This window comes from Clostridium sp. D5 (assembly GCF_000190355.1).
GTDB lineage: Bacteria > Bacillota > Clostridia > Lachnospirales > Lachnospiraceae > Faecalicatena > Faecalicatena fissicatena_A.
In genome coordinates, this window is sequence record NZ_GL870814.1 from 126095 (window position 1) to 145690 (window position 19596).

The 19596-nt window shown below is 46.2% G+C and carries 16 protein-coding genes; 13 read left to right on the forward strand and 3 right to left on the reverse strand.

Annotated features, from left to right (window positions below):
* Nucleotides 1-265: 265 nt before the first annotated feature.
* Together HMPREF0240_RS14155 and HMPREF0240_RS14160 are read right to left on the reverse strand one after the other, a co-directional pair.
* Nucleotides 266-931, reverse strand: coding sequence for a GNAT family N-acetyltransferase (locus HMPREF0240_RS14155; protein ID WP_009004104.1), 666 nt, complete (start codon nt 929-931; stop codon nt 266-268).
* Between the two features lie 218 nt (nt 932-1149).
* Nucleotides 1150-1341 carry a hypothetical protein gene (locus HMPREF0240_RS14160; protein WP_242833349.1) on the reverse strand — a complete coding sequence of 64 codons (192 nt, stop codon included), beginning with the start codon at nt 1339-1341 and terminating at the stop codon, nt 1150-1152.
* Nucleotides 1342-1512: 171 nt separating this feature from the next.
* Between HMPREF0240_RS14160 and HMPREF0240_RS14165 the strand changes: the two genes are divergently transcribed.
* The 11 genes from HMPREF0240_RS14165 to HMPREF0240_RS14215 all read left to right on the forward strand — a co-directional run bounded on the left by HMPREF0240_RS14165 (nt 1513) and on the right by HMPREF0240_RS14215 (nt 15341).
* Entirely contained in the window at nt 1513-1728 is a 216-nt protein-coding gene (locus tag HMPREF0240_RS14165; RefSeq protein ID WP_347462623.1) for a helix-turn-helix transcriptional regulator, read from the forward strand.
* Nucleotides 1729-1967: 239 nt separating this feature from the next.
* Nucleotides 1968-3137: an aminotransferase class I/II-fold pyridoxal phosphate-dependent enzyme gene (locus HMPREF0240_RS14170; protein WP_009004106.1), complete on the forward strand. Its 1170-nt coding sequence runs from the start codon at nt 1968-1970 to the stop codon at nt 3135-3137.
* A gap of 254 nt (nt 3138-3391) precedes the next feature.
* Nucleotides 3392-4258, forward strand: coding sequence for a glycyl-radical enzyme activating protein (locus HMPREF0240_RS14175; protein ID WP_009004107.1), 867 nt, complete (start codon nt 3392-3394; stop codon nt 4256-4258).
* Nucleotides 4259-4315: 57 nt separating this feature from the next.
* A complete protein-coding gene (locus HMPREF0240_RS14180) occupies nt 4316-6700 on the forward strand; it encodes a pyruvate formate lyase family protein (RefSeq protein WP_009004108.1) in 2385 nt (794 codons plus the stop codon).
* A 13-nt stretch (nt 6701-6713) separates the two neighbouring features.
* On the forward strand, nt 6714-8192 hold the full coding sequence (gene xylB / locus HMPREF0240_RS14185; RefSeq protein WP_009004109.1) for a xylulokinase: 1479 nt from the start codon (nt 6714-6716) through the stop codon (nt 8190-8192).
* Between the two features lie 80 nt (nt 8193-8272).
* Nucleotides 8273-9298 carry a LacI family DNA-binding transcriptional regulator gene (locus HMPREF0240_RS14190; RefSeq protein WP_009004110.1) on the forward strand — a complete coding sequence of 342 codons (1026 nt, stop codon included), beginning with the start codon at nt 8273-8275 and terminating at the stop codon, nt 9296-9298.
* A 129-nt stretch (nt 9299-9427) separates the two neighbouring features.
* Nucleotides 9428-10444: an alpha-hydroxy-acid oxidizing protein gene (locus HMPREF0240_RS14195; protein ID WP_009004111.1), complete on the forward strand. Its 1017-nt coding sequence runs from the start codon at nt 9428-9430 to the stop codon at nt 10442-10444.
* A 191-nt stretch (nt 10445-10635) separates the two neighbouring features.
* Nucleotides 10636-12753: an anaerobic ribonucleoside-triphosphate reductase gene (nrdD, locus tag HMPREF0240_RS14200; RefSeq protein ID WP_347462624.1), complete on the forward strand. Its 2118-nt coding sequence runs from the start codon at nt 10636-10638 to the stop codon at nt 12751-12753.
* A 1-nt stretch (nt 12754) separates the two neighbouring features.
* Nucleotides 12755-13246 (forward strand): anaerobic ribonucleoside-triphosphate reductase activating protein, encoded by a 492-nt coding sequence (gene nrdG / locus HMPREF0240_RS14205; RefSeq protein WP_009004113.1) that lies wholly within the window; start codon nt 12755-12757, stop codon nt 13244-13246.
* Nucleotides 13247-13264: 18 nt separating this feature from the next.
* Nucleotides 13265-13786, forward strand: coding sequence for a deoxyuridine 5'-triphosphate nucleotidohydrolase (locus HMPREF0240_RS14210; protein WP_009004114.1), 522 nt, complete (start codon nt 13265-13267; stop codon nt 13784-13786).
* A 187-nt stretch (nt 13787-13973) separates the two neighbouring features.
* The gene (locus HMPREF0240_RS14215) at nt 13974-15341 is read left to right on the forward strand and encodes a spore germination protein (protein WP_009004116.1); all 1368 of its coding nucleotides are present in this window, start codon (nt 13974-13976) and stop codon (nt 15339-15341) included.
* A 112-nt stretch (nt 15342-15453) separates the two neighbouring features.
* Here the strand turns inward: HMPREF0240_RS14215 and HMPREF0240_RS14220 are convergent, their stop codons facing one another.
* Nucleotides 15454-16152 carry a CPBP family intramembrane glutamic endopeptidase gene (locus HMPREF0240_RS14220; RefSeq protein WP_157134250.1) on the reverse strand — a complete coding sequence of 233 codons (699 nt, stop codon included), beginning with the start codon at nt 16150-16152 and terminating at the stop codon, nt 15454-15456.
* Nucleotides 16153-16519: 367 nt separating this feature from the next.
* On the opposite strand from HMPREF0240_RS14220, the gene HMPREF0240_RS14225 reads away from it, so the two are divergent.
* Together HMPREF0240_RS14225 and HMPREF0240_RS14230 are read left to right on the forward strand one after the other, a co-directional pair.
* Nucleotides 16520-17938, forward strand: coding sequence for an MATE family efflux transporter (locus tag HMPREF0240_RS14225; protein ID WP_009004118.1), 1419 nt, complete (start codon nt 16520-16522; stop codon nt 17936-17938).
* Between the two features lie 18 nt (nt 17939-17956).
* A complete protein-coding gene (locus tag HMPREF0240_RS14230) occupies nt 17957-18820 on the forward strand; it encodes a DegV family protein (protein WP_009004119.1) in 864 nt (287 codons plus the stop codon).
* The last annotated feature ends 776 nt before the right edge of the window (nt 18821-19596 follow it).

Below are 19596 nucleotides of genomic sequence, written 5' to 3' on the forward strand. Positions count from 1 at the left end.
CATTCTTGTTGTAAAAGATATCAATAATAGACTTACCAGAATTGAAAACAAACAAGAAAAAGCGAGTTGAAGCGAACCATTGTTAAAAGGTGCAGATAAATAGGGAAAGATCGCAGACACAAAGGGCGCAGCAGGCGCCCTTTATTTTGTCTTATAGGAAATTCGCCTATAAGATAAAAAGCCCTTCCGGCGGGATGCGCACTGCGACGTAAGAGGTAGGTGTCGCGATGAGACCGCCACAGGCGCGAGTTTTGCAAGCGAAACTCTATTTTAGTATTCTTTTTAAGCCGGTGATGTCTAATAAATTTACTGTCTCAAAGTTGCCTTTATAAAACACACTTAAGTTATTGAAAACACAAGGCAGTTCCTTTGCTTTTTGCAGCGTATCTACCTGCATTAGTGATACCGGAACGTCATTCACTTTACAGTACTGTCTGATTTTCTCAATATTCAGGAGGATATAGGGGCATTGCATATCATAGAAAATTGTCAGCTCTTTGTTATCAATTTTCTGTCTTTTGGCATTCTGTGTAAACTTGGGGAATGTTCCATCGAAAGAAAGTGCAAGCAATTCATATCCATTATCGGTAGTATCAACAGCTTCAAAGCCGAACTTCTTAGCAAATGACTGGTCAGAAAGCCAGGCCTTTTGTTTTTTTGCTCCCAGCATACAAATGCCGGATTTCCCTTTTTCTTTTGCATCAGTCAAACAATACTCCATCAGCGATTTTCCATATCCATTTCCTTTGTGGCTGCCAGAAACCCATAAACAATACACATAGAAATAGTTGTCGCCAGTTATGGGAACCCAGGCCGTTTCAAGAGGCGCATATTCGATGAAAACCACGCCATTCTCATCCAGTTTTCTAAAGACATGTCCTTCTTTAAGACGGTATCCATACCCTTCGGACGGGCCCTTTGGGTATAACATAAATATCTAATTGCGGCTGCATAAGACTTATATCAATATTAGCACATCTACATAGGCTGAGTAAATATCTGGTACGGTTTATAACTGAAAACTCTCTTTCTTTGTGGCAGGAAAAAGAACAGCCGGCTGCTTTTGAAAAAGCCTTCTGTCCTAATCCCCATATCCGGGAAGCCTGTTTTTATTTTCCACTTTACCGTCCAGCATTCTTCCAGATCCGTCTACTGGTCCGGCTTCTTAAGCTGACGGATTTTCTTCAAAATATTTTGATAGATTTCATCGTTTTCCAGATCCGCTTTATCCTTCATATTAAGATAACCACACAGAAAATCAGGTGTCTCTTCGAAGAATCTTATCTGTGCATCTTCCGGCAGGTCCACAATAAATTTCTCAAAAAATTCGAGATCATCCATGAATACAAATCTCCAAAATCGTTTTTTCTGTTCTAAATTCATATCGGGCAACAAAACGAATACCTCCTTTTAACCTATTATAGTCATTTTATAGACTATAGTCAATTGAAGGACTGCATACTATCCTATAAAAAAGGGGAGATTTAAATGATTGATTATAGTCCTTTCTGGATGACACTTCAAAATTCGAAGGAATCCACTTATACATTAATAAATGAACACAAAATATCAGGCTCAACAATAAACAGACTAAGAAAAAACGAGCCCATCAGCACAGTCACAATAAACGACCTGTGCACAATCCTGAATTGCACTGTGCAAGACATTGCACAATACATAATGACAGAAGAAGATAAAGAGCGGATTAAAAAAAGAAAAGATCAATAAACAAAGAAGCCTGCCTGAAGTGCGAAATCAAACCTCACATTTCAGACAGGCTTCATCTGTATACACCAAATTCATTCCCCCCACATCGCTTCACCTCCCGACCTGTTGCACCCAGCTAAGTGAAAGGCAAGGATGGCCGGGGGCGGGGATGTGCATGCCTTTCACTTAGCGTCCCCCCATTCCATAATCACAAAATGCGTGTTATAATACTTTTATTGTTTAAAGAGGAGGCACAAAAGATGGAGAGTTTTCATTTTTCAGAAAAAGTCAATGATATTCAGCCCGGAATTTTTTCTGCGTTGAACCAGAAAAAGGATGAGCTGCTTGCCCGGGGACGCAGGGTATATAATTTGTCGGTCGGAACCCCTGATTTTAAGCCAGCTTTGCATATTATGAAGGCGATGCAGGATGCCTGCGGGGATCCGGAGAATTATAAGTATTCGCTTTCTGATCTGCCGCAGATGATAGAAGCGGTACAGTACCGGTATGAGAAACGGTTTGGCGTGAAACTGGATGCGGATGAGGTGATGTCGGTTTACGGGTCCCAGGAGGGGATGGCTCATATTGGGCTGGTCCTGTGCAATCCGGGGGAATCAATCCTGGTACCGAATCCGGGGTATCCTCTGTTTGAGATGAGCGGTATTATGGCGGGAGCAAAGGTAGATACTTATAAGATAGAAGAGAAGAACGGATATCTGCCGGATCTGGAACATATACCGCTGGAGGTTTTAAAGCGGACAAAATATATGGTTGTTTCTTATCCGCTCAATCCGGTGTGTGTCTGCGCACCCGATGAATTTTATGAAAAACTGATTGTATTTGCCAAAAAGCATCAAATTATTATTCTGCACGATAATGCTTATTCCGATATTATTTATACCCGTAAACAGGGACGGTCTTTTCTATCCTTCGAGGGGGCAAAGGAGGTTGGCGTAGAATTCTATTCTCTGTCAAAGTCCTATAATCTTACGGGAGCTAGAATATCTTTTGTGGTGGGAAACAGGGAGATTGTTGAAAAGTTTAAGACACTGCGTTCCCAGATTGATTATGGCATTTTTCTGCCGGTACAGTATGCGGCCATTGCAGCACTGACCGGACCGGATGGTTTTATTGAAGAGCAGCGTTTAGAGTATGAGAGGAGGAACCGGGCACTGTGTGCGGGAATGAGACGAATCGGATGGGATGTCCCTGACAGTCAGGGCACGATGTTCGTCTGGGCCAGAATACCTGAAAAATACGAGTCTTCGTTTGCATTCTGCATGGAACTGATGGAGCGGACCGGACTTATTGTAACACCGGGCAGCGCTTTTGGAAGTGAAGGGGAAGGATATGTCAGAATGGCACTCGTAGTCGGAACAAAGAAGATAGAAGAAATACTGAAGGTAGTTGAAGCAGCGGATCTATTTTAATGGAGGGATAAGTATTCTGCTGTACGGCGGTTGCGGACATTGAAAAGCAGAACGATGAATTGAGGCTTCAGGCGTATTGCAAAAAAGAAATTCTTTTCTTAATAAAATGCATTCTCAAAAGGAATAACGATAAAAACAGCAGCATGATTTTATTTTTTACTTTTAAGTGTGCATTTTATATTGACAGTAAATTGGTATTATCATATAATACCAATTATAAGGATAGTTTTTTTGAGGAAGGAAAGGAGGATGTCATGAGGATATTTCAGAAAGGGTTTAATTATTCCCAGGATGGATTTGGAAACCGACTGGTCTATCATTTACAGGGATGTAATATGAAGTGCCCGTGGTGCTCTAATCCCGAGGGCATGAGATGGGAAGGAGTGCTCATTACGGAAGAGGAGTGGCTTCTGGATGAAGTCTGTCCCCATCATGCGATCCGGGATAAGCAGCTGGACAGAGCAGTATGCCGGGAGTGTAAAGGCCGGGAATGTGTCACGGAGCACCGGACAAAAGGAATACGGCTCTCTTATGAAGAGATTGAAGTAGATGCCCTCGTTGAAGAGATTATAGGGAACAGCCCCATGTTCTATGATGGGGGCGGAGTTACCTTTACGGGCGGCGAGGCGACGCTGCAGTTCGATGAACTGCTGGAGGCTTTGAAACGGCTGACTGCCGCCGGGATTCACACAGCCGTAGAGACGAACGGGGCACATCCCCGGCTGCAGGAATGCTTTCCCTATATCAGCCAGCTGATTATGGACTGCAAACTGTGTGATGAAGAAAAGCACCGCCGTGCAACCAGCATATCCAATGCGCAGACCATAGAAAATATCAGACGTGCAGCAGAACTTCATCCATGCTTACATATTCGGGTGCCACTGATCGGCAAAGTGAATGACAGCGAAGAGGATATCAGAGATTTTCTGGAATTTTTCCAATCCCTCAGGGACGGGAACGTAACCTTTGAGCTGCTGTCCTACCATGAGTTCGGAAAAAAGAAATGGGAGCAGTGCGGATGGGAATACCAGATGACCGATGCGGCACATGTGAAAGAGGAAACCGTAAAAAAATTCCGGGATAGCATCCGCGGACTCGGCCTGAATTATATGCGAACATAAATTGAATTACATAATATTTATCAATACATAAACAAAACGAAGAGAGGAGCAACGATTATGAAAGCAGAAAGAACATTAACTGCAGAAAAGATTACGGAGCTGGCCAAGGAAAGATTTCAGGAGGAGCGCAGAATTGACCATCTGGAAGGGTGGTTTCTGGCGAAAGAGACGATGCGTTGGTGCGACAGTGAATTCCGGGACGAACCGGATGCTATCCGTATCGCAAAAACACTTGTGGAAATCGCAAAGGAGCTGCCACTGTGGATCAGTGACTATCACATGTTTGCCGGAACCCAGGATGACTCATTTGCACGCTCCTACGCACTGATCAATCCAGCGTTTACCGTGGACTCTTTCAGCGGATACTGCGATCCGGTAGCCGTGTTCGGAGATATTGATCCCATCGGCGATATCACCAGTGAAAGGATTGAAGATCTGCGGGAATATAACAATCACACGCAGTTTGCAGATGCACTCCGCAGGGCATATGACATAGCAGGCGACAGCACCAGCGAAGCAATCTTCTTTATTGAGCAGGTGACAGGACATCTGATACCGGATGTACGTCCGATGCTGAGATCCGGAGTGCAGGGCATCAAGGAGCAGATCAGGGAGAAGCTGGCATCTGGGACAGAGGAAGAGAAGAAGATTTATTACACTGCTATGGATACGGCATTGGATGCAGTTCTCATACTGGCAGGCAGATATGCGGATCTTGCACATGAAAAATGGGAAAATGCAGTGGACGAGGATAAGCCGAGATTTGCAATGATGGAAGCCGCTTTGAGAAAAGTGCCGGAACACGGGGCGGAGAACCTGTATGAGGCAATCCAGTCCTTTATCTTAATCTGGCAGACCATGTGTCTGGAGCAGACACCCAACCCGTTCGCATTTTCCGTAGGCAATGCAGACCGGATTTTCGAACCATACCGGGCTATGGAAGGGACGGACAGAGAGATGGCTGCCGCTTTATTTAAGCACCTGCTTGTATTCTTCAATGTTGCAGACAGAAGCTGGGCGATTTCTCAGAACCTCATCATAGGCGGAAAGTCTAATGAGGGGGAGGATATGACAAATCCATCCTCATACGCGCTGTTGGATGCTTACTATGACATGAATCTGCCGCAGCCGATTCTCTCCGTAAAACTGCACAAGAATACACCCCAGGAATTATATGAGAGCATGGGCAGATTTTTCTTCACTCCGGGATGCCTGACCCCGTCACTATTTAATGACGACGCGGTATTTTGTATCCTGAAAAATGGGAGCCATGTGGCAGATGAAGATCTGCAGGACTATTCGGTTGCCGGATGTCAGGAACCGCTGATCATGGGGAAAGACAATGGAAATACGACAAACAGCTGGCTGAATCTCGGTAAGGTACTGGAACTTTCTCTGAATGGCGGCGTATCAACCATCACAGGAAAGAAGCTGGGAAAAAGCGATGAGGAGATGGGATACAAGAATAAGCGGGAGGTGCTTGAAAATATCCGCGGCATATTCTACAGCAATCTGGAAGAATATGTAGACAAAATGGTTTCCTGCGCCAATGCGGCAACTGAGGCGGTCGGCCTGCTGCAGGTTCCGTTTCTCTCGGCCATGATGGGCGGAGTTGAGAGTGGAATAGATACCAGAGATACAAAGCGTCAGGGAACAAAATATAACGGAAGCGGCTGTCTGATCCATGGCCTGTCTGTTGTGGCAGATTCCTTTATTGCCATCGACACGCTGCTTGCGGAATGTCCTCAGGATGCAGACCGCCTGATTGAGGCCCTCAGAACCGACTTTGAAAAGGATCCGGAGATGCAGCAGTATCTTCTGACAGCGCCGAAATTCGGGAATAACATCGCAAAAGTGGACGATGAGGCTGCGGAGATTGCAAACCGGGTGAGCGACATGGTTGCATCCAAAAAGAATTATCTTGGCAATCCGTTCCGGCCGGACTGGTCTACCCCGTCTACACATCTGCTTTACGGATACTGGGTAGGCGCAACACCAGACGGCAGGAAAGCAAGAGAGCAGCTGGGATACGGAGTAGATCCGCTGTATGGAGAAGCACACCAGGGACTGGGCTTTCGAATGCTTTCCAATATGAAACTGCCTTTTGAAAAAATGAACGGCGGCTATGCTTCCCATCTTGGAATCAATCCAAATTATTTTAAGACTCCTGCATTTGAGCAGAAGGGGCTGGAGTTCCGGGATAAGATTATATCTCCTTTGTTCTACAACCCGCAAAATGAGGGAACGGCCCCATTTTATCTGTATGTAAATGTGACGACACCTGATATGCTGCGCAAGGTGCTGGCAAACCCGAAAAAATATGCTCCCAGCGGCGTATATATCATGAGAATCCACGGAACATTTGTGAACTTCCTGGATCTGTCACCGGATATTCAGGAGGATATTATCAAACGTCTGGACCTGGAGTCTACGAGTATCTAAAAAGGAGAATCATATGCAGTATTATATAGGGATTGATCTGGGAACCTCCAGTGTGAAGTCGCTCCTTATGGAAGAGGGCGGAAGAGCAGTCGATACAGCACAGGAGGGGTATGACATTATAAAACAGGAACAGCAGTACGCAGAGCAGGATATAGACCTGCTCTGCGATGCAGCCCTTGGCACAATCAGGACATTGATGGAAAAGCATCCTGAGACGCGGGACTATATCAAAGGCGTGGGATATTCCGGGCAAATGCATGGCCTGGTTATGACAGGGAAAAACGGGAAACCGCAGAGAAATGCGATTATCTGGGCCGACCAGCGCTCACAGAGAGAAATCCAGAATATATACTCTGTAATACCAAAGGAGGAGTATAATCAAACTTCCCTGAATTCTTTAAGTACCGGATTTTTAATCAGCTCGCTGATGTGGGTAAAAGAGCATGAGCCGGATGTTTACAGCAAGATCAGTAAAGTGATGCTGCCAAAAGATTATCTGCGCTACAGAATGTGTGGGGAGCTGGGGACGGATATGTCTGACGCCTCCAGCACCGTTATATTTGATACAAAAAACAGGCAGTGGGCCTGGGATTTTATTGATCGTCTGGGTCTGGAGAGAGAACTTTTTGTGCCGTGCCATGAATCCTATGAGATTGCAGGGGAAGTGAGCGCAGAATGTGAAGCGCTGACCGGGCTGAAAGCAGGTACAAAGATTGTATATGGCGGAGGCGACAGCCTGATGCAGGCGGTGGGCAACGGCATTATCTCGCCGGGCACCCTTTCGGCCAATATCGGGACGGCCAGCCAGCTGGCCTGTTCAGTCGGCACACCGCTGTATGACATAGAGTACAGGACAAACACCTTCTGTCATGTCCGCGAAGACCGGTGGATGCTTATGGGCGCAAATTTAAGCGGGGGCGTTGCTTTAAAATGGCTGATGAAAAATATCCTGGATATGCATTCCTTTGACGATATGACCGCCCTGGCAGAAAAGGCTCCCGCCGGAAGCAGAGGCCTTCTTTTTCTTCCCTATCTGAGCGGGGAACGGACGCCGTATAACGATCCTGACGCAAAAGGAATCTACCACGGACTGACACTTAGTCATACAAAAGCCGAACTGATCCGAAGCACAATGGAGGGCATCATCTTTGGCCTGAAAAATTCGCTGGAGATCTTCCAGGACATGGGCGTAGAGTTCCAGAGAATCCTGGCATCCGGCGGCGGAGCAAGAGGGCGCCTGTTCCGACAGATTCAGGCAGACATGTTTGGAAAAGAAATCTATACAAGCCTGATCCAGGAGCAGGCCTGCGTGGGAGCTGCCATCACGGCGGCAGTGGGCACAGGCGGTTATGCGTCCTACGAGGAGGCATGCAGCAGGATTGTCCGTCTGAGCAGTGACGTTGTAACGCCGGATGTGGAAAATCAGAAGATTTACGAGGAAAGATATCAGATCTATAAAGAGCTGTATCCCAGAAATAAAGATCTGTTTTAACAATTTTGCAAAAAACAAGGATCAGAAGGCGGGAATGTCCGGGCTTGCATGGAATATGCAGAGGAGCTATAATAGCTTTTATGAATGAAGAAAATTTATATACGAACGTAAAAAACAGAATATGCGACCTGATATTTAACGGAACCTACCCGGAAGGAGAACGAATCCCCTCCGAACGCATACTGGCCGAGACCCTGGACGTGAGCAGGGTGACGGTGCGGAAGTCACTGGAACTTCTGGAGAGCGACCATCTGATTGTGAGGGAAGTCGGAAGTGGGACGAGGGTATGTTTCCATAACTATGGAACAGCCAGCAGTATGGATATGATCGTGCTGATAGCTCCTGCGAAGAATCCATTTTTTGCCGAGTTTATTGCACACTTTCAGACCTATGCCGAGCAGGAGGGATCCATGCTTCTCTATGTGGAAAAACCGCACATGGAATCTCTGGAGAACTGTCTGTACCGGCTCTATAAGCGCGGGCTTCAGAATACTGCGGTATGGCTGGAAGACCTGCCGGTGGACATGGAGAAGCTCAAACGCCTCCGTGCACTGGGAATGAATATGGTCTTTTTCGATACAGACAAAGGACTGCCCTTTGCGGACTGTGTGGCGCTGGCCAATGAAAAGGCGGTTCGTGCGCTCTGTGAAAAACTGAGAGAAAGAGGATGCCGGGATATCCGGTATGCAGGCTGGGACCGCCGTGATATATACAGTATCGCGCGCCGGGAAGAAGCCTGTCTGAAAGAAACCGGTAAAGAAGAGGTGTTTCTGCATCTTCCATGGGAGTACAGGCACAATGGCAGTGATTTTGTCCTGAACTATCTCAAAGAGTATAAGGGTGCCCTTCCCGACGCCATTGTGTGTGGTGACAGAGAGAACGCGGCGGCTGTTTCTTATGCGCTAAGGCGGTTGAAGCTGACACAGATACAGGTGGCGGGAATCGATGATTTTCCAGAGGCCAGAAGGCACCATGTCATCACATACAGACAAAACCTGGAAGAAAGCGTAAAGCAGATTTTCAACTGTCTGGCAGTGCAGAACCAGAAGCAGGCGGAGTGGAAGGCCAGGCTCTGTCAGGTGGAAGGTACTCTTAGTTGTTATTGATGTATAAATGCAAAAGTGCTATACTAATTTTGGGAAACATCTGTCACCCGCAGGGCATAACGTAACACATGCTCTGCGGGTGAATCTGCGGCTGGCCGCTGAATAATAAGCAAATGAGAGGAAATGAGAATGGAGTACAGCGAAGTAATCAAAAATGCAAGAACCTGTATTGGACCTTACTGTCAGGCATGCAGTATATGCAACGGGACCGCATGCAAAAACACAATGCCAGGACCGGGTGCAAAAGGGGCCGGAGATCTGGCGGCAAGAAATTATATGAAGTGGCAGGAGGTCTGTATCAATATGGATACTATCTGCGGGCAGAAAACAGTGCTGACAGAACTGGAACTGTTCGGCAGAAAATTCACCAGTCCATTTTTTGCCGGGCCGGTAGGCGCTGTGAAGCTGCATTATGGCGATAAATATACGGATCAGGAATATAATGATATTCTGGTTTCCGCATGTGCAGAGAATGGAATTGCCGCTTTTACAGGCGATGGGACAGATTACAATGTTATGATAGAAGCCACAAAAGCAATCGGTAAGTTTAACGGCATGGGCATTCCTACTGTGAAGCCCTGGGATCTTGGGACAATCAGAGAAAAGATGGAACTTGTCAAGAAGTCGGGTGCATTTGCTGTGGCAATGGATATAGACGCAGCGGGCCTTCCATTTTTGCAGAACCTGAATCCGCCGGCGGGAAGCAAATCCGTGGAAGAGCTGAAAGAGATTGTTAAAATGGCTGAAATTCCCTTTATATTAAAAGGTATCATGACTCCGAAGGCTGCGCTCAAGGCAAAAGAAGCAGGCGTCCAGGGGATTGTTGTATCCAATCATGGGGGACGTGTGCTGGATCAGTGCCCGGCAACAGCAGAAGTGTTGTCTTCCATTGTCGAAGCGGTGAAGGGAGACATGACGATTTTTGTGGATGGAGGGATCCGGACGGGGATTGATGTATTTAAGGCACTTGCACTCGGGGCAGATGCGGTTCTGATTGCGCGTCCATTTGTAACTGCAGTATACGGGGGAGAAGCGGAAGGCGTCAAAGCCTATACCAATCGGATCAATGCAGAATTGAAAGATACAATGTCTATGTGCGGGGCATTTAGCCTGTCGGAAATCCAGCGCGATATGATCTGGAGTTAACAAAAAATCCAGATTATTTTTCAACAAAATTTCATCAGGTATGCTCTTCCTTTTTTGTGAAAGATTCTGTATTGACGATGCAGGCCGTATGGTGGTAGTATTGTTTGTACGACACACGATATAGTTTGCAAATCGCACATTAAATACTAAATATAGAATAAATGACAACAGGAAAGGAAGAAGGCAACATGATGCATGTAGTGAAAAAAGACGGGACAAAAGAAGATTTTAACGTGCAGAAAGTGGTGGTTGCGGTTAACAAATCAGCCTACCGCGCACTCATTAAATTTACAGATGAAGAACTGGACTACATATGCCGGTTTGTTGAAGAAAAGGTACAGTCCATGGCAATTTCTGACATCCCGATTGCGGAGATGCATAACGTAGTGGAAGGCGCTCTCGAGAAGGTGAATCCTACCGTTGCGAAGAGTTACAGGGATTACAGGAATTATAAACAGGATTTTGTACAGATGCTGGACGAGGTCTATAAAAAAAGCCAGTCCATTATGTATATTGGTGATAAAGAGAACAGTAATACGGACAGCGCCCTTGTTTCTACAAAGAGGAGCCTGATTTTCAATGAACTCAATAAGGAATTGTATAAGAAGTTTTTCCTGACAGTAGAGGAGATACAGGCAATCCGGGAGGGGTATATCTATATTCATGATATGTCCGCCAGGAGAGATACCATGAACTGCTGTCTCTTTGACGTGAAGAGTGTTTTAAACGGCGGTTTTGAGATGGGAAATCTCTGGTACAATGAACCAAAGACGCTGGATACGGCATTCGATGTAATCGGAGATATTGTTCTGAGCGCTGCCAGCCAGCAGTACGGCGGGTTCACGGTGCCAAGCGTAGATGAGATACTGGAGCCTTATGCGGAAAAGTCTCACAAAAAACTAATTGAAAAATACAGGAAACTGGGTCTTCCGGAAGAAAAAGTGAAGGAGGTAGCCTGGGCCGATCTGGAAAAAGAGATGGAGCAGGGCTTCCAGGGATGGGAATATAAATTTAATTCCGTATCCTCAAGCAGGGGGGACTATCCGTTTATCACTGTGAGTGCGGGAACACGGACCAGCGAATACGGGAAGCTTGCTACAAAGAAGATGTTGGAAGTCCGCCGCAAAGGGCAGGGAAAAGAAGGGCATAAAAAGCCGGTTCTGTTCCCGAAGATTGTATTTTTATACGATGAGAACCTGCACGGACCGGGAAAACCGCTGGAGGATGTCTTCGAGGCAGGAATCGAATGTTCCAGAAAGACCATGTATCCCGACTGGCTCAGTCTGACCGGAGAGGGATATGTTCCGAGCATCTATAAAAAGTATGGCAAGATCATCAGTCCAATGGGGTGCCGCGCATTTTTGTCTCCCTGGTATGAAAGAGGCGGCATGGAGCCGGCCGATGAGAAGGATACTCCGGTGTTTGTGGGACGCTTTAATATTGGAGCCATCAGTCTGCATCTGCCAATGATTTATGCAAAAGCCCAGCAGGAGAGTAAGCCATTCCACGATGTGCTGGACTATTATATGAATTTGATCAGAAGGCTCCACCAGAGAACGTATGCTTACCTGGGAGAGATGAAGGCCTCCACCAATCCGCTTGCATATTGTGAAGGCGGTTTTTACGGCGGACACCTGGGCTTATATGACAAGATCAAGCCGCTTTTGAAATCTGCCACCGCTTCTTTTGGTATTACGGCTCTGAATGAGCTGCAGCAGTACCATAATAAGAAGTCACTTGCTGAAGATGGCGCTTTTGCGCTGGAAACACTGAATTATATCAATGATAAAGTAAACGAATTTAAAAAAGAAGACGGTCATCTGTATGCAATTTACGGCACACCGGCGGAGAACCTCTGCGGCGTACAGGTACAGCAGTTCCGTAAAAAATATGGAATTATCGAAAATGTTTCAGACAGGGAATATGTCAGCAACAGCTTCCACTGCCATGTCAGCGAAGAGATTACGCCGATTGAAAAGCAGGATCTGGAAGGCCGTTTTTGGAATCTGAGCAACGGAGGAAAGATCCAGTATGTAAAATACCCGATCAGCTATAACACTGAAGCAGTGAAAGCACTGGTCAGAAGGGCCATGGTAAAAGGCTACTACGAAGGCGTCAATCTGTCTCTCTCTTACTGCGATGACTGCGGGTATGAAGAGCTGGACATGGATGTGTGTCCGGTTTGCGGAAGCAAGAACCTGACTAAGATAGACAGAATGAACGGGTATCTGTCCTATTCCAGAGTGAAGGGCGATACGAGACTGAATGATGCCAAGATGGCAGAGATTGCAGAAAGGAAAAGTATGTAACATGCAGTATCACAATATTACAAAAGATGACATGCTTAACGGTGATGGACTGCGGGTCGTCCTGTGGGTGGCGGGCTGCTCACACGGATGCAGGGAATGCCATAACCCTGTTACATGGGATCCGGATGGGGGACTCCTCTTTGAGGAAGAGGCAAAGCAGGAATTATTTGAACAGCTGGAAAAGGATTATACCAGCGGTATTACATACAGCGGCGGCGACCCGCTGTTTATTTCCAACAGAGAATGTATCACGGCGCTTGCAGAAGAGATCCGGAAAAGATTTCCCGACAAGACGCAGTGGATGTACACGGGCTATGAATGGGAAGAGATCAAAGACCTGCCCGTCTTAAAATATCTGGATGTAATTGTAGACGGAAGATTCGATATCGACCAGAAAGATACGCAGCTGCACTGGAAGGGCAGTGCGAACCAGAAAGTGATAGATGTGCAGGAAAGCCTGAAAAAGCAGCAGATTGTACTGCACGACTCATAAGACAGAAGGAGAAAGAACATGCAGAGAATTGCCAAATTTCATAAAGTGAGCCTGGAGCAGTTTACCAAGGATTGGATTGATACGTTTGGGCTGGAAGACGAGAAAGAACTCCAGGAAATATATGACGGAATCAAGCTGCCAAAGAGGGCAACCGCAGGTTCTGCAGGCTATGATTTCTATGCCCCTGTCCGCCTGGTGCTGGAGCCTGGCGAGACGATTAAAGTTCCCACCGGAATCAGGGCGGAGATGGAAGCCTCATGGGTTCTCAAATGCTACCCGAGAAGCGGACTGGGATTCAAATACCGGCTGCAGCTGAACAATACCGTTGGAATTATAGACAGTGATTATTTCTATTCAGACAATGAAGGTCATATTTTTTCCAAAATAACCAACGACACGAACGAAGAGAAAGTCGTAGACATAGGCAGAGGCGAAGGTTTTATGCAGGGGATATTCACTGAATATGGTATTACCGTTGATGATGATGCAACGGAAACCAGAAACGGCGGCTTTGGAAGCACAACGAAGGCAGACCTTTAATTTTTAACACAACAGAATATTTAATACAGTAGAATAAAGAGCACGTCTTATGATGAAAAATAAAATCATAAGACGTGCTCTTTTAAAACGACTGTATAAATCAGGAAGAACCGGGGATTCTAACCATAGAGATGATCTGTTACGATCTGTTTCCAAAGGACAGTAAAAGAGAAAGGGTAGATATTCCATGATTGAGAAAAATGAGAAAAAAGTCAGTGGTTCCTTCCAGGAAAATATAGAATATATGAATCAGGTCCTGCCGGTTCAGGAAAGTTTTGATGTTATTCAGCGAGATATGCTTATCGGCGGGAAAAAGGCAACCTTTTACTTTATTGACGGATTTACCAAAGATGAGACCATGTTAAAAATCATGACCACATTTTTCGGGGTTCAGGCGGATGCCATGCCCGAGGATGCAACCGCATTTGCCCAGCAGTGCATCCCTTATGTGGAGGTCGATATTATCGGAGATTTCGACCAGATTCTGCGCAACGTCCTGTCGGGTGTCACATGCCTATTTATTGACGGCTACGAGGCGTGTATTGCAATAGATTGCCGCACTTATCCTGCAAGAAGTGTTGAGGAACCAGACAAGGACAAATCCCTCAGGGGATCAAGGGATGGTTTTGTGGAAACGATCGTATTTAATACCGCTCTGATGAGGAGACGTATCCGTGACCCGCATCTGATTATGGAAATGGTAGAAGCCGGGCAGACGAGCAGAACAGATATTGCCATTTGTTACATGTCTGACCGTGTGGATAAGGAACTTCTCCAGAATGTACAGGAAAGAATCAAGAGTCTGAAGTTGGATGACCTGCGCATGAACCAGCAGAGTCTGGCTGATGCCATGTTCAAAAGGAAATGGTTTAACCCGTTCCCAAAATTCAAATTTACTGAAAGACCGGACACTGCGGCCGCCTGCCTGCTGGAGGGAAAGGTGATCATACTGGTGGACAACTCGCCTTCCGCAATGATACTGCCAACTTCCATATTTGATATGATAGAAGAGGCGAATGATTATTATTTTCCGACGCTGACAGGACTTTACCTCAAAATATCCCGTGCTTTGATTACCATACTGACTGTATTTTTGACTCCGGTTTTTCTGCTGTTTATGCAGAATCTGAACTGGCTGCCTGATGTGTTTGCATTTGTGGCAGTAAAAGACACGGTAAATATACCATTGATATTCCAACTCCTGATCCTGGAGCTCTCCATTGACGGCCTGAGGCTTGCAGCACTGAATACGCCGAGTATGCTCAGTACCCCGCTCAGTGTAATAGCGGGTCTTGTAATGGGCGAGTTCTCCGTAAAATCAGGCTGGTTTAACGCAGAGGTAATGTTGTATATGGCGTTTGTAGCGGTAGCAAACTATACGCAGCCGAACTTTGAACTCGGCTATGCACTGAAATTTATGCGCCTTATGCTGCTGATACTGACCGCATGCTTCAATGTGCCAGGTTTTGTTATTGGCTGTATTCTGATGATATGCTTCCTGGCATTCAATAAAACTTTATCAGGAAGAAACTATCTGAATATAAAGCTGCAGTAAAGAGTCTGTTTTAAAGAATGTTACAAGAAAAGAATATTACAAGAAAAGAATATGCCCTGCCGTACCGGAAGTAAGTCCGGATACTGCAGGGCATATTCTTTATACACGCATTTTACAGAAGCCTTGTTTCTGCCCCTTTTTTATAAAGACGCAGTCCAGCAGCCGTCACAAGGACAGCAACAGCTGCCTGCAGAAGGAAGATGACAAAGCTGTCATTGGTAATGATCAGAAAATTCAGACAGGTTCCGAACAGATTGAACAGGATATGGAACAGGATGGAAGGATAAATGCTTCTTCCATAATAATAAATATATCCCAATATTGTCCCTAATAAAAATGCATAGATCCCCTGAACCAGATTTAAATGATAGACTCCGAAAAGAATTGCCTGTAAAAGATTGGCAGCCCAGAACGGGAACGCCTTCCTGAAATAATGAAGGATAAGTCCACGGAAGATCAGCTCTTCACAGACCGGAGCCAGAATGACACTGTAAATAGCTAAGAGAACTGTCATATCGTTCATGCCCACACTCTCAAACAGCTGATTATAGGATTCATACCAGGCCGGCCGGATGCTGGCCACCGCAACGATTACATATGAGGCAATATACTGCATGGATACCGTCAGTATGGCGCATGCAAGCAGCATCCGGCCATTGAAGATCTGCCCCGGACGGCGTCTTGGCATATGTTTGGGTACGGCTGCAATGCGATACCATGTTCCCAGGAGCAGAACAGTGACAGCGCTGTATAAAATCATGACTTTTGCATTGAATACGGAATCAGATATGATTTCGTAATATGCGTTCATGCTGAACCCTTCAGGGGAAAAAAAATTCATATAAACTGCCTGTAATATTGTACAGACCAGACTGGCTGAAATCTGAATTGCAAATGCAGCTACAAGCGGAAGCAGAGCCAACAGAAAATAACCGGTTTTTTTCAATAATTTTTTAATGTGAATAGACCTCCTTATATCATGAATCGAAGATTTATGATCGTCATTCGCCGTTCGGAAAATGTACAAGTACGCTTTCCTCACTAACGCTCATTATATCACAGGAAAATAAGAAGTTCCATATAGAATCCGGAATGTTAGTGTGGTATACTATATTCATTACGTCTGCCGGCAGCGGGCAGACACAGGAATATGTAGAGAAGAAAAGAGGTAGTTTTAGTTGGAAGAGAATAGGAAAATTGAAAACGTAAAAAGTGCAGGTAATCTGAAACAGGACGAGAAGCTGGGCAGTGCACCGCTTGGAAAGCTGATCGCGGAGATGGCGGTCCCGGCAGTGGCAGCACAGATTATCAATGTACTTTATAATATTGTAGACCGCATTTACATAGGTCATATTCATGGATACGGTGATATGGCGCTTACCGGAGTGGGAGTGACTTTCCCGATCCTGATGGTGATTTCGGCATTCAGTGCATTTGCCGGCATGGGAGGTGCACCGCTGGCATCTATACAGCTGGGAAAGAAAAATTACGAAGGGGCAGAAAAGATCCTGGGAAACTGCGTGAGCCTGCTCCTGATTTTTTCTGTCATACTGACAGTCGTATTTTCTGTCTTTAAAACGCCTGTCTTATATGCATTTGGCGCCAGTGATACTACAATCGTCTATGCAGAGCAGTACATAAGCATCTATCTGATCGGAACCATATTCGTACAGTTTGCCGTGGGGCTTAATACTTTCATAAGCGGCCAGGGAAATGCCAGGACGGCTATGTTTTCCGTTTTGATAGGAGCTGTGATCAATATTGTGCTGGATCCGATCTTTATCTTTACTTTTGGGATGGGAGTGCGCGGTGCGGCACTGGCGACCATCATTTCCCAGGCAGTAAGCGCTGTGTGGGTTATTCGGTTCCTGACTTCAAAGAAAAGTGTGATCCGAATCCGCAGAAAGCATGTCCGGCTGAGTGCAAAGACAGTAGGCAGTATCGCTGCGCTTGGTATTTCGCCGTTTATCATGCAGAGCACAGAGAGCCTTGTCATGATTACATTGAATTCAGGGCTTCAGAAATACGGCGGAGATCTGTATGTCGGCACCATGTCCATTATGACAAGTATTATGCAGCTGATCGTCATTCCGGTACAGGGCATCTCTCAGGGGGTTCAGCCCATTATGAGCTATAATTTCGGGGCAGGGAAGCTCAAGCGGGTGAAAGGCGCTTTTGTCCGCATGGCTGCCGTCTGCCTGGCTGCCACGATTGTATTGGCAGGGCTGGCCGTCTTAAAGCCTGTAATATATGCCAGAGTCTTTACAAGCAATCAGGAACTGATCTCTCTGACCTGCAAGGTGATGCCTGTATATTTTCTGGGGATCACTGTGTTTGGGATACAAATGGCATGCCAGACCACATTCCTGTCTTTGGGGCAGGCAAAAGTATCTCTGGTCATCGCACTTCTGCGTAAGATCATACTGCTGATTCCGCTTGCCATCATACTTCCTAAATTCATGGGAGTCATGGGAATCTACCGGGCCGAGCCGATTGCAGACTTCACTTCCGTGGCTGTTTCAGCGCTGCTCTTTGTCATAACAGCCAAAAAGATTTTGCGTTATGACGAAAAAAATGATATGATAGGAGAATCTTAAAGCACAGGAGGGAAGGATATGAGAGAATTTATAGTAACAGTTAACAGTACAGTAGATTTACCCAGAGAATGGGTTGAAGAGAGGAATGTACCGGTTATTCCTTTAAAATATACAATTGACGGAGAAACTTATACAGATATGTATGGGCTTACCGGCAAGGAGTTTTTTGCAAAACTGAGAGAAGGGTATATGTCTGTGACATCTCAGGTAAATCCCGATGAAGCCAGAGCAGCTCTGGAGCCACTTTTAAAAGAAGGAAAGGATATACTCCATCTTGGTTTTTCATCCGGCTTAAGCGGCACTTACAACAGCATGAGAATTGCCGGAGAAGAGCTGGCAGAAGAGTATCCGGAAGCCAAAATCATTATCATAGATACACTCTGCGCATGCCTCGGAGAAGGCCTGCTGCTTTATAGAGTGCTTCAGCAGAAAGATGCGGGTAAGACCATTGATGAGATCGCACAGTGGGTAGAAGAGAACAAGTTACATATCTGCCACAGCGTGACTGTAGATGACCTGCATCATCTGCACAAAGGCGGACGTGTATCAAAAGCCACGGCAATCGTAGGCACCATGGTTCAGATCAAGCCGATCATTCACGTAGATAATGAAGGCAAACTTCAGGTAATCGCAAAAGAGCGCGGACGCAAGCGTTCCCTGAACAAGATCGTAGACATGGCGGCAGAGAGAGCCCAGGGCTGGGACAACGATATTGTCATGGTAACACACGGAGACTGTATCGAAGAGGCAGAGTACGTGGCAGAGCTTGCAAAAGAAAAACTGGGGGCCAAAGAAGTCCTGATCAACAACATAGGAACCGTAATTGGAAGCCATACAGGACCAGGAGTTGTAGCCATATTCTACATGGGGAACGAGCGGTAGTGTTGCTGGTATGGGGACGCCTGCCTGGAATGTGGAGCGGGAGGTCCCGGGACAAAAGAGGATGGGGTCTGGAAGCAACCCTTCCGCGGAGAAGTCCTAACGTAAAAGAAGCCATCCATGAGGGCACGGACAACATGCAGCGGGAAAGCTTGATGCTTTCCCGCCTTAGGTTGTCCTGGAAATTGATTTTGGAAAATCAATTTCCATCCCTCATGGACGGCTTCTTTTACGTAAGGACTTCTAACCGCGGACTCTACGCTTCCAGACCCCATCCTCTTTTGTCCCGGAACCTCCCGCTCCACATTCCAGGCAGGCTGGACGCATCAAGGCAGATAAGCACCGCATCACGGTGGGCTCTGAGGGGGAGCAGGGGATCGATTCGAATATGGGGGAAGGTATAGCCACCAGAAATTATGATAAACGGATGTCAGAATTAGTACCCAAAATTGCTTTCATAAAAAACAGGCTATATTTTCCTCTTCAATTATAACTACTACTTCCTTTTAAACTCCGTCTCGCCAATACCCATCCGTCTATCCCCCCTGAATCCCCCTCTTAGGGAACGATTTCCCTTCCGACTGGATGCGCTCAGCTAAGTGAAAGGCTGACATGGGGTCCTGCGGGGCTGTGCATGCCATTTCTGATGGCTCATAGTGCGTGTTAGAAGCCGTTGGAGAAAAAACAGGGAACATGGAGGGCAGAATTTGCCTTACCAGGCAAATTCTGTTGCCGCCGGCGGTGCGAATGCATCGGCATTCGGACCAACTGCGGCAAGT